Source organism: Sphingomonas sp. BE138 (assembly GCF_031456125.1).
In the GTDB taxonomy this organism is placed as follows: Bacteria; Pseudomonadota; Alphaproteobacteria; order Sphingomonadales; family Sphingomonadaceae; genus Sphingomonas.
On the sequence record NZ_JAVDUC010000001.1, the window covers coordinates 316,869 to 331,095 of the forward strand.

Here is a 14,227-nt window from a genome sequence, read left to right on the forward strand (position 1 = left end):
CTGACGACCCCCGTGATGGCGCAGGCCGCCGCGCCGGCGCCCGTCGCGCAACTGGTGAAGGCGGTCGACATTCCGTATCAGCAATTCACGCTGAAGAACGGATTGCGCGTGATCGTACACACCGACCGCAAGGCGCCGGTCGTCGCGGTGAGCGTCTGGTACGACGTCGGTTCCAAGCACGAGCCGAAGGGCAAGACCGGCTTTGCGCACCTGTTCGAACACCTGATGTTCAACGGCAGCGAGAATGCGCCGGGCGACTTCTTCGAGCCGCTGCAACAGGTCGGCGCGACCGACTTCAACGGCACGACCTATTACGACCGCACCAATTATTTCGAGACGGTGCCGACCGCGGCGCTGGACCGCGCACTGTTCCTCGAATCGGACCGCATGGGGCATCTGACCGGCGCGATCACGCAGGGCGTGCTCGACGAGCAGCGCGGCGTCGTCCAGAACGAGAAGCGGCAGGGCGACAACCAGCCGTACGGCCTGCTGGAATACAAGGCGATCGAGGGGCTGTTCCCGGCCGGACACCCGTACGGCCACTCCACGATCGGGTCGATGGCAGACCTGGACGCGGCCAGCCTGGCGGACGTGAAGAACTGGTTCCGCAGCCATTACGGCCCGAACAATGCGGTGCTGGTGCTGGCCGGCGACGTCGACGTCGCGACCGCGCGCCCGCTGGTCGAGAAGTATTTCGGCGACATCCCGGCGGGGCCGAAGAGCGTCGCACCGCCCGCGCCGATCCCGATGTCGCTGCCGGGTGCCGCCAAGGAAGTGATGAAGGACCGCGTCGCCGCGACGATGGTGTTCAAGGAATGGGCGGTGCCCGGGCTGAACGACAAGGATGCCGCGGCGTTGCAGGTCGCGGCCGGCGTGCTGGGCGGCCTCGCCAGCTCGCGGTTCGACAATGCGCTGGTCAAGCGCGAGAAGCTGGCGACGCGGGTGTCGGCGTCGTACGAATCGTTCGCGCAGGTCGGCACGTTCAGCCTCACCGCGATCGTCCGTCCGGGCGGCGATGCGGCGCTGGTGTCGAAGCGGCTCGACGAGCTGGTGGCGGAGTTCCTGCGCACCGGGCCGACCGCGGACGAGGTCAACCGCTACGTCACCAGCACGGTGTCGAACCGCATCGACGGGCTGGAGGCGGTCGGCGGCTTCGGCGGCAAGGCGACCGCGCTCGCCGAGGGGGCGCTATATTCGAACGATCCCGGCTTCTATAAGAAGCAGCTGGCGGCGCTGGCGGCGCAGACCCCGGCGAGCGTGAAGGCGGCGGCGGACAAGTGGCTGTCGCGGCCGTTCTATCAGGTCGACATCGTCAACGGCGATCGCGACGCCTATGCCGAATCCAAGGCGGCGCCGCCGGCCAAGGTCGTCGAGGCGCCCGAGCAGCCGGTGAAGGGCAATCGTGGGCCGCTGCCCGAGGTCGGGCAGGTCGCGAACCTGTCGTTCCCGACCGTCGAGCGCACCAGGCTGTCGAACGGGATCGAAGTGGTTTATGCCAACCGTTCGGTGGTGCCGATCACGCAGGCGGTGCTGAGCTTCGACGCCGGCGTCGCGGCGGACGTGGCGGACAAGCTGGGCACGCAGCAGCTGACGCTGAACATGATGGACGAGGGCGCGGGCAAGCTGAACTCGATCCAGATCGCCGAGGCGGGCGAGCGGCTGGGTGCGTCGATTTCGAGCGGCAGCAGCGCGGATCGCACCACGCTGTCGCTGCGCGTGCCCAGCGCCAACCTGCCCGCCGCGGCCGACCTGTGGGCGCAGATCGCGCGCCAGCCGACGTTCCCGGAGGACGAACTGGGCCGCGTCAAGGGCCAGCAGGTGGCGCAGATCGCGCAGGAACTGACGAGCCCGCAGGGGCTGGTGCAGCGCGTGCTGCCGAAGCTGGTGTCGCCGGGATCGCCCTATGCCAAGGCGCAGGGCTCGGGCGATGCGGCGGCGGTGCAGGGGCTGACCCGCGCCGACCTGATCGCGTTCCAGCAGGCATGGCTGCGCCCGGACAAGGCGAAGATCTTCGTCGTGTCGGACCGGCCGCTGGCGGAAATCCGGCAGGTGCTGGAGACTCGGTTCGGCGACTGGAAGGCGACGGGCGCGGCCGGCACGAAGGCGTTTCCCGCGACGACGGCATCGGTCTCGCCGCGCATCGTGCTGATCGATCGGCCGAACAGCCCGCAGTCGATGATCGCGGCGGGGGTGCAGACCGGGCTGAAGGGGGTCGACGACCTGCTGCCGGTCGAGGTCGGCAACGACGCGCTGGGCGGCAGCTTCCTGGGGCGGCTGAACATGGACCTGCGCGAGGACAAGCATTGGTCGTATGGCGTCCGGGGCGCCTACAGCCGCAAGGCGATGGATGCGCCCTATGTGCTCTACGCGCCGGTGCAGGCCGACCAGACCGGCCCTTCGGTGACGGCGCTGCGGGGCGACGTGACGCAATATCTGACCACCAAGCCGATGACGCCCGAGGAGTTCGCGCGGGCGATCAACTCCGGCACCCGCTCGCTGTCGGGCGATTTCGAGACGTCGGACAACGTGCTGGCGGCGATGCAGGCCAACGACCTCTACGGGCGCCCCGACGATTATTATGCGACGATCACGCAGAAGTATCGCGCGCTGACGCTGCCGCAGGTGACCGCGGCAACGAAGGCGGCGATCGATCCGGCGAAGTTCGTCTGGGTGGTGGTCGGCGAGGCGGCGAAGGTGAAGCCGCAGCTTGACACCATCGGCCTGCCGGTCGAGGTCATGCCCGCTGCCGCGGTGGCCGGAACGCCTCCGGCGAATGCCGCCAAGCAAGGAGTGAAGTAAATGGCCGGAGTGGATGGTACGTACGATTGCACGGTGAAATCGCCGCTGGGCGACCAGAAGCTGACGCTGACGGTCACGCAGTCGGGCGACACCTTCACCGGCCAGGCGTCGGGCGCGATGGGCGCGTCGGACGTGAACGGCACGGTGGACGGCAATACGCTGGCCTGGAAGCAGCAGATGACCGTGCCGATGCCGATGACGCTCGACATCACCGCCACCGTCGACGGCGACACGGTGACCGGCAGTGTCGGCGCGGGTGCGTTCGGCAGCTTCCCGCTGACGGGCACGCGCACCGCCTGATCGAGCGTCCCGGCGACGGGTGCAGGTAAGGCGCGGGTGGGGGAGACCCTGCCCGCACCTTACGACCATTTGGCGCTGGCCCCTGGCGCGGCGGTGCGGCTAGTCCCTTGTGCCGCAAGGGAGACGCATGGTGGACGCAGGACGCAGGGAGATGATGGCGATGATGGCAGCCGGCGGCGCGGGATTGGTGGCGGGCGCATCGGGCACCGGCGAGGCCGCGGCGGCGACGGTGCCCGCCAAGGTGGTGCATCATGTCTTCTTCTGGCTGAAGAACGTCGATTCGACCGCCGATCGCGACCGGCTGATCGCGGGGCTGCGCACGCTGGCGGCGATCCCGGTCATCCGCGCGCTGCACATCGGCGTGCCCGCCGATACCGAGGCGCGCGACGTGGTCGACGGCAGCTGGCAGGTGTCGGAGCTGATGTTCTTCGACACCGTCGCCGACCAGAAGGCCTATCAGGACCATCCGATCCACCGCAAGTTCGTCGCCGATTGCGAGCCGCTGTGGCGCAAGGTGGTCGTCTACGACGTGCTGCGGGTGTGACGCTGCACGCGGATTGACGCGGCGCTGTCATGGCCGCACGCTACCGCATCGGCGACGGGCAGGAGAGCGGTGGATGCGCAAGATGATCGTGATGGCGGCGGTGCTCGGCGCCGCGCCGGCGGTGGCGCAGGAGCCGCCGGTGCGCGTGATCCAGGTGACCGGCAGCGCGGCCGTTGAAACCGTCCCAGACGTCGCGACGCTGGTGGTCTATCTGCGCGGCGAGGGCGCGACGCCGGACGACGCGACCCGGCAGCTGGCGGCCAGGCAGAAGGCGGTAGCCGGGGGATTGGCCGCGCTGTTGGGCGCGGACAGCGCGATGACGACCGGCAACGTCACGGTGATCGGCGCGCGCGGCGGCACCTGCGCCGACGGGCAGGGCTATAACAGCCAGCCGCGCGTCAGCACCGGCGACTGCGCGATCGTCGGCTATATCGCGACGATGCAGGCCGACGTGCGGACGCGCAACGTGGCGAAGGCGGCGACCGCGGCCGGGCTGGCGGCGCGGCTGGGCGCGAACGACGCGCGGTTGCAGGGCTTCGTGCTGTCCGATCCCGAGGCGGCGCAGGCGCGCGCCGGGGTCGCGGCGATGAAGGATGCGGCGCAGCGGGCCGCGACGCTCGCGCGCAATGCGGGCGTCAGACTGGGCGAACTGATCGAGGTGCGCGATCAGCAGGGGTATGATGGCGCGGCGCAGATGCGGGTGGGCGACGTGCCGCCGCCTCCCCCGCCGCCGCCGCCCCCCGCGCCTCCGCCGGTCGAACTCGACACTAAGCCGCGGCCCATCGAGACGCGCGCGCAGGTGTACGTCAAATATGCGATCGCGCCGTAACGGGCGAGGCGGAGGGCGGGAACGCGTCGGCTTGGAGACGTTCTGGCCGTCCTTCCCGCGGGAAGCGGGCTTCCAAACACGCTTTGGTCGCGTGTTGAACTGGGAGGTCAGAGGTTCTGGATCCCCGCCTTCGCGGGGATGACGGTGGGTGGTCCGGGGCCGCGGGAGGTGCAGCTCTTTCGCTGACCGCCCGGAGGGTACGCAGCGTCCGGGGAGCGCCGGAGCCTACCGGCCCAGCCGCGTCACATGGCCCATCTTGCGCCCGGGCCGGGTCTCGCGCTTGCCGTAGAGGTGCAGGTAGGTATCGCGTGCGGCGACATAGTCGGGCCAGCGTTCCCAATCGGCGCCGATCAGATTCTCCATCTCGACCGACTGCGCGACCAGCGCGGTGTCGCCGAGCGGCAGCCCGCAGATCGCGCGGACGTGGTTGGCGAATTGCGAGGTCGCCGCGCCCTCGATCGTCCAATGGCCGGAATTGTGGACGCGCGGGGCCATTTCGTTGAACACCGGACCCTCGGCGCCGGCGAAGAACTCGCAGGTCAGCACGCCGACATGGTCGAGCGCGTCGGCGATGCGGCCGGTGAGCGCCGCCGCCTCGGTCCATTGCGCGGCGATCTGCGCCGGCGCGGGCAGGGTCGAGCGGTGGAGGATGCCGTCGCGGTGCTCGTTCCAGGGCGGCGGGTAGCTGGTGATCGTGCCGTCGCGGCCGCGCACCAGCACGATCGAGAATTCGTGCGTAAAGGTGACGAATGCCTCGAGGATCGCCGGGCCGCCGATCGCTTCCCAGGCGGTGTCGGCGTCAGCGGGCGACTGGAGGCGGGTCTGCCCCTTGCCGTCGTAGCCGAAGCGCGTCGTCTTGAGCACCGCGGGGCAACCGATCGCGGCAAGCGCGTCGTCCAGTTCCTCGCGCGAGTTCACTGCCTGCCAGCGCGCGGGGCGACCGCCGACCTGCGCGACGAACTGCTTCTCGCGCACGCGGTCCTGCGCGACCGCGAGGCTGCGCGGCGAGGGGTAGACGGGGACACGCTCGGCGAGCCATTCGACCGGCGCCACCGCAATATTCTCGAACTCGTAGGTGACGACGTCGCATTGCGCGGCGAAGTCGGCGAGGACGACCTTGTTGTGGTAATCGGCGCGGGTCAGCGACGAGGCGGTCTGCGCGGCGACGCTTTCGCGGTCGGGCGCGAGGACGTGGGTGCGATAGCCGAGATCAGCCGCGGCGCTGGCGATCATGCGGCCGAGCTGCCCGCCGCCAAGGATGCCGATGGTGCTGCCGGGCGGGATCACGCTCATGCCGGGTCGACCGCGACGCCGTCCGTCTGCTGCGCGCGCCAGGCCCGAAGCCGTTGCGACAGCGCGTCGTCGGAGAGTGCGAGGATCGATGCGGCGAGCAACGCGGCATTGATCGCGCCGGCCTTGCCGATCGCGAGCGTGCCGACGGGGATGCCGCCGGGCATCTGGACGATCGACAGCAGGCTATCCATGCCCTTCAGCGCCTTGGATTCGACCGGCACGCCGAGCACGGGGAGGTGCGTCATCGACGCGGCCATGCCGGGCAGATGCGCGGCACCGCCCGCGCCGGCGATGATGACGCGCAGCCCGCGGCCGGCGGCGCCGGTGGCGTAATCGTAGAGGCGCTGGGGCGTGCGGTGCGCGGAGACGACCTTCGCCTCATACGCGATGCCGAGCGCGTCGAGCGTCTCGCTCGCATGGCGCATCGTTTCCCAGTCCGAGGTGGAGCCCATGATGATGCCGACGTGCGCCATCGGGCGCGGTTAGCGGGGCGGCGCAAGGAGGGCAACCGACTTTGCGCAGCAGGGGCGACCGTGCCGCCCGCGACGTCAGCCGAGCGGAGGCTGGGGTCTTCTGCTTGGCGGGCGTGCCGCTTGTCGCGGGTAGACCCCAGCTTTCGCTGGGGTGACGTCCTTACGTCGCTCACGCCGCCAGCGGTAGTTCCTGCATCGCCTCGGCGGCCAGCGCGATCGAGCGGCGGCGGGCCTGGTGGTCGTAGACCGCGCTGGTCAGCATCAACTCGTCGACCTGCGTGCGCTCGACGAACGCCGCGATGCCGCGCGCGACGTCGTCGCGGGTGCCGATCGCGCTCGCCGACAAAGCGTGGTCGAGGATCGCGGCGTGCTGCGGCGGGAGCGAGGCGCGGTAGCCGGGCACCGGCGGCTTCATGCGACCGGGATTGCCGGTGCGCAGCGCCACGAACTGCTGCTGCTGCGAACTGGCGAGCAGCTCGGCCTCCTCGCGCGTGTCGGCGGCGAAGACGTTGAAGCCGGCCATCGCATAGGGCTTGGCCAGCGTCGGCGACGGGCGGAAGTCGCGGCGGTAGATCGCCAGCGCCTGATCGAGCGCATCGGGCGCGAAGTGCGACGCGAAGGCGTAGGGCAGGCCGAGCATCGCGGCGAGCTGCGCGCCGAACAGGCTGGAGCCGAGGATCCACATCTCCGGCTTCGCGCCCGCGCCCGGCGTGGCGGTGATGCCGGTGCGGCCGTCATCGGCGAAGTAGCTTTGCAGCTCGACCACGTCGCGCGGGAATTCGTTGGCGTCGCTGCTCAAATTGCGACGCAGCGCGTGCGCGACGCGCTGGTCGGAGCCGGGCGCGCGCCCGAGCCCCAGGTCGATGCGGCCGGGAAACAGCGCGTCGAGCGTGCCGAACTGCTCGGCGATCTGGAGCGGAGCCGAATTGGGCAGCATGATGCCGCCCGCGCCGATCCGTATGCGCTTCGTCGCATGGCCGACGTGCGCGATCACCACCGCGGTGGCGGCCGACGCGATCCCGGTCATGCCGTGGTGCTCGGCCACCCAATAGCGGTTGAAGCCGAGCTGCTCGGCATGCTGCGCGAGATCGGCGGCGTTGGCGAGCGACTGCGCGACCGAGCCGCCTTCGGTGACGGGGACGAGGTCCAGGAGGGAATAACGGGTCATATCAGCAAGGTGGGGAGCGTGGCGGGGGAGCGCCAGTGTGGTGTGCTTTGGTGGAGCAAAGGATGGGTTTCAGACGCCCGGTTCGTCATCCCGCGCGCTTCGTCATTCCCGCGAAGGCGGGAATCCAGAAGCTCTGGCGTAGCGCTTCTATCGCAAGACCTGCGCGTCTGGATTCCCGCCTGCGCGGGAATGACGATGATGGAAGGGGACTTCGCGGGAATACGAAGAAGGGAGCAGGGGGAAGCAATGGGATGACGCCTGCCTTCGAACCCACTAGACGCGCGGCCATGCACCCCGACTTCGCGCACGTCGACACGTGGATCTTCGATCTCGACAACACGCTCTACCCGGCGACGGCGGATCTGTTCGCGCATATCGACCGGCGGATGACCGCGTTCATCGGCGAGTTCCTCGACGTCGATCCGGTCGAGGCGCGGCGGATCCAGAAGGAGTATTTCCTCGGTCACGGCACGACGTTGGCCGGGCTGATGGCCGAACATGATGTCGATCCGCACGCCTTCCTCGCCTATGTCCACGATATCGAGATGGACGCGCTGGAGCAGAATGCGCCGCTCGCCGCCGGGCTGGCGCGATTGCCGGGGCGCAAGCTGGTCTTCACGAACGGCGACCGACCGTATGCGCTGAAGGTGCTGGAGCGGCTGGGGCTGGGGCAGAGTTTCGAGGCGGTGCACGACATCGTCGCGATGAACCTGGTGCCCAAGCCCGCCGCCAGCGCCTATGCCGGGCTGTGCGCCGCCTTCGGGATCGAGCCGACCCGCGCGCTGTTCGTCGAGGACATGGCGCGCAACCTGAAACCCGCCAAGGCGATCGGGATGACCACCGTCTGGGTGGACAACGGGTCCGAGCAGGACCACGACGCCGACCGATCCTATGTCGACCACCGCGTGACCGATGTCACCGCGTGGGTCCAGTCTGTTTTGGAGGACCGATGACCGCAGAGCTTTCCGCCACGATCGACGCCGCGTGGGAGAACCGCGCCGAGCTGGGGCTGACCACCGGCGGCGAGGTACGCGTCGCGGTCGATCGCGCGCTGGCGCTGCTGGACGCCGGCGAAGCGCGGGTCGCGGAGCCGGACGGCCAGGGTGGCTGGCGGGTCAACCAGTGGCTGAAGAAGGCGGTGCTGCTCAGCTTTCGCCTGAACGACAATGCGTTGATCGACAACGGGCCGGGTGCGGGGCACTGGTTCGACAAGGTGCCGAGCAAGTTCTCTGGCTGGAGCGAGGCGGAGTTCCGCAGCGCCGGGTTCCGCGCGGTGCCGGGCAGCGTCGTGCGGCGCGGCGCGTTCGTCGGCAAGGGCGCGATCCTGATGCCGAGCTTCGTCAACATCGGCGCCTATGTCGGCGAGGGCACGATGGTCGACACCTGGGCGACGGTGGGCAGCTGCGCGCAGATCGGGAAGAACGTCCATCTGTCGGGCGGGGCCGGCATCGGCGGCGTGCTGGAGCCGTTGCAGGCCGATCCGGTCATCATCGGCGATGGCGCGTTCATCGGCGCGCGCGCCGAGGTGGCGGAGGGCGTGCGCGTCGGCGAGGGCGCGGTCCTGTCGATGGGCGTCTATCTGGGCGCGTCGACCAAGATCATCGACCGCGAGACCGGCGAGACGTTCCGCGGGCAGGTGCCGCCGTATGCGGTGGTGGTGCCCGGTTCGATCGGCGGCGGGGACGGCAAGCCGGCGCTGTACTGCGCGGTGATCGTCAAGCGCGTCGATGCGCAGACGCGCAGCAAGACGAGCATCAACGATCTGCTGCGCGACTGACGCGCGCCGAACCTTTCCGGACCTTCTTTGTTGTCGTGGTGAAACGATAACCGGGAAGGTTCGAGAGTCGATGCGCAAGGGGTTGTTCGTCGCGGCGCTGGTGTTTGCGGGCGCGGCGCAGGCGCAACAGGTGGATATCGGGGCGTCGCCGCCCGACGATCCCAACGCGCCCAAGCCGGGCAACAGCGCGACGACGCGGTCGGGCGATACGCAGCGGCAGCCACGTACTCCCGTGGCGCGGCGGCCGCGCGATACCTCGCCGTCGTCGCTGGTCGGCGACACGCAAAGCACGCCGCCGCCGGGGCTGATCGGCGACTGGCAGGAGATCCGCACCCGGCTGGGGCGGCGCGGGATCGGGCTGACCGCGCGCTATGCCTCCGAGAGCGGGTATAATTTCGCCGGCGGCGCGCGGAAGCTGTTCCGCGAGACCGGGCAGTTCGACGCCGGGGCGCTGCTCGATATGGAGAAGCTGGCGGGCGTCACCGGCGGCGCCGTGCAGGCGACGGTGACCTGGCGGCGCGGCTATAACCTGACCGCGGATGCCGGACTGAACACGCTTCAGCAGGTGCAGGAGATCTACGGGCGCGGGCAGACGGTGCGCGTCACGCAATTGTGGTGGGAGCAGAAGATCGGCGCGCGCACCGAGGTGAAGCTGGGCCGCACCAACCCCGGCGAAGACTTCGCGGCGTTTTCGTGCCACTTCATGAACCTCAGCTTCTGCGGCGCGCAGCCCGGCAATCTGGCGGGCGATTACTGGTACAACTGGCCCGTCAGCCAATGGGGCGCGCGGGTGCGCGTCGCGCTGGACGACGACCGCTACGTGCAGGGCGCGGTGTACGAGATCAATCCGCGCAACCTGGATAACGACTTCTTCATCGGGCATTTCCGCGGCGCGACGGGCGTGCTGATCCCGGTCGAGACCGGTGTCAGCCGGGGCGGCGACGACGGCAAGGTCGGATCGTACAAGGTCGGCGGCTGGATCGCGACCGCGGACGGCGACGACGTGCTGCTCGACCGCAACCGCCGCGCGATCGTGCTGACCGGTACCGACCCGCTGCGGCGATCCAGCCGCTACGGCGTGTACTTCACGATGCAGCAGCAGCTGACCGGCACGTCGAAGGACGGCAAGTCGCTGACCGGGCTGGGCATGTTCCTGAACGTGACGCAGGCCGACCGCAAGACGAGCGTGACCGACAATCAGGTCGCGCTCGGCCTGTTCTACAAGGGACTGGTGCCCACGCTGCCGGGCGACGTGCTGGGCGTCGCGGTGGCGCGCACCAACGTCAACGGTCGGGCGGCCCGCGGCGACGAACTGGTGCCGGGCACGCCGGTGCGCGATGCGGAATATGCCGCCGAAGTCTATTACAGCCTGCATCCGATCGACTGGCTGGAGCTGCGCCCCAACCTGCAATGGGTGCACCAGCCCGGCGGCGTGCGCGACGCGCCGGACGTCGGGGTGGTCGGGCTCAAGGCGGCATTGACGCTGTAAAACGTGTAAAACAAAATGCCTCGACAGCGTCATGTTGCGCGCCTATCCGTGGCGCGACACAGGATAAGGACGCCAGGATGCCGACCGCCAGCAAGGTTCTCGACCGTGTGCTCGTGCTGGAAATGGTGCGCGTCACCGAAGCGGCGGCGATCGCCGCCTCGACGCTGACCGGGCGCGGCGACGAAAAGGCGGCGGATGCCGCCGCCGTCGAGGCGATGCGCGCCGCGCTCAACGAGCTCGACATGGACGGCACCGTCGTGATCGGCGAGGGCGAGCGCGACGAGGCGCCGATGCTGTTCATCGGCGAGAAGGTCGGCACCGGCAACGGCCCGGCGATCGACATCGCGCTCGACCCGCTGGAAGGTACGACGATCTGCGCCAAGTCGGGGCCGAACAGCCTGGCGGTGCTGGCGATCGCGGAGGCGGGCGGGCTGCTGAACGCCCCCGACGTGTATATGGACAAGCTGGCGGTGGGGCCGGGGCTGCCGGCCGGCGTGATCGACCTCGACCGGACGCCGACCGAGAACGTGCAGGCGATCGCGGCGGCCAAGGGCGTCGCGCCCAAGGACATCATCGCGTGCGTGCTCGACCGCCCGCGCCACGAGCCACTGATCGCGGAATTGCGCGCGATCGGGTGCGGCGTGGTGCTGATCGGCGACGGCGACGTCGCGGGGGTGATCGCGACCAGCGACCCGGATACGACGATCGACGTGTATATGGGATCGGGCGGCGCGCCCGAGGGCGTGCTGGCGTGCGCGGCGCTGCGCTGCGTCGGCGGGCAGTTCAAGGGCCGGTTGCTGTTCCGCAACGACGACGAGCGTGCGCGCGCGCGCAAATGGGGGATCGAGGACCTCGACCGCCAGTACGACCTGAAGGAGTTGGCGAAGGGCGATTGCATCTTCGCGGCGACCGGCGTGACCGACGGCTCGCTGCTGGAAGGCGTGCGGCGCGTCGGCGGCAAGATGACGACCGAGAGCGTGGTGATGCGCGCCTCGTCTGGGACGGTGCGCTGGGTGAAGGGCGAGCATCGCCTCGATCGGTGACGATCGCGGTCGCCGCGCTGGCGGTCGCGCTGGCGAGTCTGGCGCTGCACCTGCACGGCGCGCGCTTCGGCTATTGGCCGCGTGCGGCCGCGGTACCGGCCGGTACGGTACGGCATCGCTATTTCGCGCGGCTGGCGCTGCGTTCGCTGGTGCATTTCGGATTGGTGGCGGTGGTGCTGCTCGGTGTCGTCGGCGCGTGGCCGGCGATCGGCGGGTTTCCGGCGGCGTTCGTCCCGGCGCGCGCGGTTGCGCTTTCCTGGGCCGGGCAGTTGTCGTGGGAACCCCTGGCGGTCGGCGGCGTGGCGGGGGTGGCGATCGCGGCGGTCGCGGCGCGGCGGGGATGGCGCACGACGCTCGGCGATGCGCGCGCGGTGCTGCCGGTGCGGCGGGCCGAACTCGGCTGGGGCGTGGTGCTGGCGATCGTCGCGGGAGTGACGGAGGAATTGTTCTTCCGGCTGCTGCTGCCGTTATCGGTGGTGCTGGTCGGCGGGTCGGCGGTGCTGGGGTTCGCCGTCGCGACGCTGCTGTTCGGCTATGCGCATCTTTATCAGGGCTGGCGCGGGGTGGTCGCGACGGTGCTGGCAGGGGTGGTGCTGGCGCTGGTGTATCTGGTCTCGGCGAAGCTGTGGGTGGCGATGCTGGTGCATGCCGTGATCGATCTGAACGGATTGGTGCTGCGGCCGGTGCTGGCGGGTCTTTTGTCCGTCACTCCCGCGAGGGCGGGAGTCCAGACGAGCGGGTGATCGTCGGCGCCGCGAGCTGAGAGGTTCCGGCGTTCCGCCGCGGAAATGACGGAGCGGGTGCTCAGCTTTTCAGGCGCCAGCCGGTGCGGAAGATGGTCACCACCGCGGCGAGGCATAGGCCCGCGAAGCCGAGCGTCACCGCGACGCACAGCCCGAACGACACGTCGCTCTGCCCGAAGAAGGTCCAGCGGAAGCCGTTGATGAGATAGGCGACGGGATTGAACAACGTCACCGTGCGCCACGGCTCGGGCAGCACGTTGACCGAGTAGAAGGCGCCGCCCAGGAACGTCAGCGGGGTGATGACGAGCAGCGGGATGACCTGCAATTGCTCGAAACCGTTCGCCCAGATGCCGAGGCAGAAGCCGAACAGCGCGAAGCTGGCGGTGACCAGCAGCAGGTAGAGCAGCATCAGCGCCGGATGCGCGACGTGCAGGTCGACGAAGAGATGCGCGGTCGCGAAGATCACCAGCGCGATCACCATCGACTTGGTCGCCGCCGCGCCGACATAGCCGATCACGGTCTCGACCGGCGACAGCGGCGCGGACAGCAGTTCGTAGATCGTGCCGGTGAACTTGGGCATGTAGATGCCGAGGCTGGCGTTGAAGATGCTTTCGGAAAAGATCGTCAGCAGCATCAGCCCCGGCACGATGAACGCGCCGTAGCTGACCCCGTCGATGCCGCGCATCTGCGACCCGATCGCGGCGCCGAACACGATGAAATACAGCGTCGTCGTGATGACCGGCGTCGCGAGGCTGGTCCAGATCGTCCGTCCGAACCGCGCCATTTCGAAGCGATAGATCGCCCAGATCCCGTGCAGGTTCATGCGCGTTCTCCCACCAAGTCGACGAAGATGTCCTCGAGGCTCGACTTGCGCGTCTCCAGATCGCGAAAGGCGATATGTTCCTGCGCCAGCCGGTCGAGCAGCGCAGGGATGCCGGTATCCTCGGCCTTGGCATCGAAGACGTAGCGCAGTTTGTGGCCCTCGTCCTCCAGCGACAGCGACCAGTCGGAGAGCGACGGGGGCACGGCGGCGAGCGGCTCGACCAATGTCAGGTCCATCTGGCGCTTGCCGAGCTTGGCCATCAGCGCGTTCTTCTCCTCGACCAGCAGCAATTTGCCGCCGGTGATGACGCCGACGCGGTCGGCCATCTCCTCGGCCTCCTCGATATAATGGGTGGTCAGGATGATCGTCGCGCCCTGTTCGCGCAGGCGGTGGACCAGCTTCCACATGTCGCGGCGGAGCGCCACGTCGACGCCGGCTGTCGGTTCGTCGAGGAAGAGAATGGCAGGTTCGTGCGCGAGCGCCTTGGCGATGAGGACGCGGCGCTTCATGCCGCCCGACAGGTCCTTGATCTTCGAATGCCGCTTGTCCCACAGCGACAGGTCGCGCAGCACCTGTTCGATATAGTCCGAATGTCCCGAGCGCCCGAACAGCCGGCGCGAGAAGGTGACGGTGGCGAGGACGCTTTCGAACTGGTCGGTGGCGAGCTCCTGCGGCACCAGCCCGATCGCGCGGCGCGCGGCCTTGTAGTCGCGCACGACGTCGTGGCCGGCGACGGTGACGGTGCCCGAGGTCGGGGTGACGATGCCGCAGATGATGCTGATGAGCGTCGTCTTGCCCGCGCCGTTGGGCCCGAGCAGCGCGAAGATCTCGCCGCGGTTGACGGTCAGGTCGACCGTGCCGAGCGCGGTCGGGCCGTTCCTGTAGGTCTTCGACACGCCCGCGACGGTGAGAATCGGCTCCGGCATTCGTCCCCCTTGTGCTGCGC

General features: G+C 69.3%; 14 protein-coding genes. 9 read left to right on the forward strand and 5 right to left on the reverse strand.

Annotated features, from left to right (window positions below):
• Positions 1-15 precede the first annotated feature (15 nt).
• The 4 genes from J2Y58_RS01320 (at position 16) to J2Y58_RS01335 (ending at position 4,472) form a co-directional block, all read left to right on the forward strand.
• The gene (locus J2Y58_RS01320) at positions 16-2,799 is read left to right on the forward strand and encodes a pitrilysin family protein (protein ID WP_310098329.1); all 2,784 of its coding nucleotides are present in this window, start codon (positions 16-18) and stop codon (positions 2,797-2,799) included.
• On the forward strand, positions 2,800-3,099 hold the full coding sequence (locus tag J2Y58_RS01325; RefSeq protein WP_310097561.1) for a hypothetical protein: 300 nt from the start codon (positions 2,800-2,802) through the stop codon (positions 3,097-3,099). It abuts the gene before it with no gap.
• Between the two features lie 127 nt (positions 3,100-3,226).
• A complete protein-coding gene (locus tag J2Y58_RS01330) occupies positions 3,227-3,643 on the forward strand; it encodes a Dabb family protein (RefSeq protein ID WP_310097564.1) in 417 nt (138 codons plus the stop codon).
• A 73-nt stretch (positions 3,644-3,716) separates the two neighbouring features.
• Positions 3,717-4,472, forward strand: coding sequence for an SIMPL domain-containing protein (locus J2Y58_RS01335; protein WP_310097566.1), 756 nt, complete (start codon positions 3,717-3,719; stop codon positions 4,470-4,472).
• Between the two features lie 225 nt (positions 4,473-4,697).
• On the opposite strand, the gene J2Y58_RS01340 is transcribed toward J2Y58_RS01335, so the two are convergent.
• From J2Y58_RS01340 to J2Y58_RS01350, 3 genes are all read right to left on the reverse strand, one after another.
• Complete coding sequence (locus J2Y58_RS01340; protein WP_310097569.1) at positions 4,698-5,765, reverse strand: 5-(carboxyamino)imidazole ribonucleotide synthase; 1,068 nt, start codon at positions 5,763-5,765, stop codon at positions 4,698-4,700.
• On the reverse strand, positions 5,762-6,238 hold the full coding sequence (gene purE / locus J2Y58_RS01345; protein WP_310097571.1) for a 5-(carboxyamino)imidazole ribonucleotide mutase: 477 nt from the start codon (positions 6,236-6,238) through the stop codon (positions 5,762-5,764). The genes J2Y58_RS01340 and purE overlap by 4 nt, the downstream gene beginning before the upstream one ends.
• 169 nt (positions 6,239-6,407) lie before the next feature.
• On the reverse strand, positions 6,408-7,406 hold the full coding sequence (locus J2Y58_RS01350) for an LLM class flavin-dependent oxidoreductase (protein ID WP_310097574.1): 999 nt from the start codon (positions 7,404-7,406) through the stop codon (positions 6,408-6,410).
• A 287-nt stretch (positions 7,407-7,693) separates the two neighbouring features.
• Here J2Y58_RS01350 and J2Y58_RS01355 point away from each other — a divergent pair, with 287 nt between their 5' ends.
• The 5 genes from J2Y58_RS01355 to J2Y58_RS01375 all read left to right on the forward strand — a co-directional run bounded on the left by J2Y58_RS01355 (position 7,694) and on the right by J2Y58_RS01375 (position 12,458).
• A complete protein-coding gene (locus J2Y58_RS01355) occupies positions 7,694-8,359 on the forward strand; it encodes a pyrimidine 5'-nucleotidase (RefSeq protein WP_310097577.1) in 666 nt (221 codons plus the stop codon).
• Positions 8,356-9,183 carry a 2,3,4,5-tetrahydropyridine-2,6-dicarboxylate N-succinyltransferase gene (gene dapD / locus J2Y58_RS01360; protein WP_310097579.1) on the forward strand — a complete coding sequence of 276 codons (828 nt, stop codon included), beginning with the start codon at positions 8,356-8,358 and terminating at the stop codon, positions 9,181-9,183. Before J2Y58_RS01355 ends, dapD begins: the two co-directional genes overlap by 4 nt.
• 70 nt (positions 9,184-9,253) lie before the next feature.
• Entirely contained in the window at positions 9,254-10,672 is a 1,419-nt protein-coding gene (locus J2Y58_RS01365) for a carbohydrate porin (RefSeq protein ID WP_310097582.1), read from the forward strand.
• 77 nt (positions 10,673-10,749) lie between these two features.
• Positions 10,750-11,715, forward strand: coding sequence for a class II fructose-bisphosphatase (gene glpX, locus J2Y58_RS01370; protein ID WP_310097585.1), 966 nt, complete (start codon positions 10,750-10,752; stop codon positions 11,713-11,715).
• Positions 11,712-12,458: a CPBP family intramembrane glutamic endopeptidase gene (locus tag J2Y58_RS01375; RefSeq protein ID WP_310097588.1), complete on the forward strand. Its 747-nt coding sequence runs from the start codon at positions 11,712-11,714 to the stop codon at positions 12,456-12,458. Before glpX ends, J2Y58_RS01375 begins: the two co-directional genes overlap by 4 nt.
• A gap of 61 nt (positions 12,459-12,519) precedes the next feature.
• On the opposite strand, the gene J2Y58_RS01380 is transcribed toward J2Y58_RS01375, so the two are convergent.
• Both J2Y58_RS01380 and J2Y58_RS01385 read right to left on the reverse strand, forming a co-directional pair.
• Complete coding sequence (locus tag J2Y58_RS01380) at positions 12,520-13,281, reverse strand: ABC transporter permease (RefSeq protein WP_310097591.1); 762 nt, start codon at positions 13,279-13,281, stop codon at positions 12,520-12,522.
• Positions 13,278-14,207, reverse strand: a complete 930-nt coding sequence (locus tag J2Y58_RS01385) for an ABC transporter ATP-binding protein (RefSeq protein WP_310097594.1) — start codon at positions 14,205-14,207, stop codon at positions 13,278-13,280. The genes J2Y58_RS01380 and J2Y58_RS01385 overlap by 4 nt, the downstream gene beginning before the upstream one ends.
• Positions 14,208-14,227 lie beyond the last annotated feature (20 nt).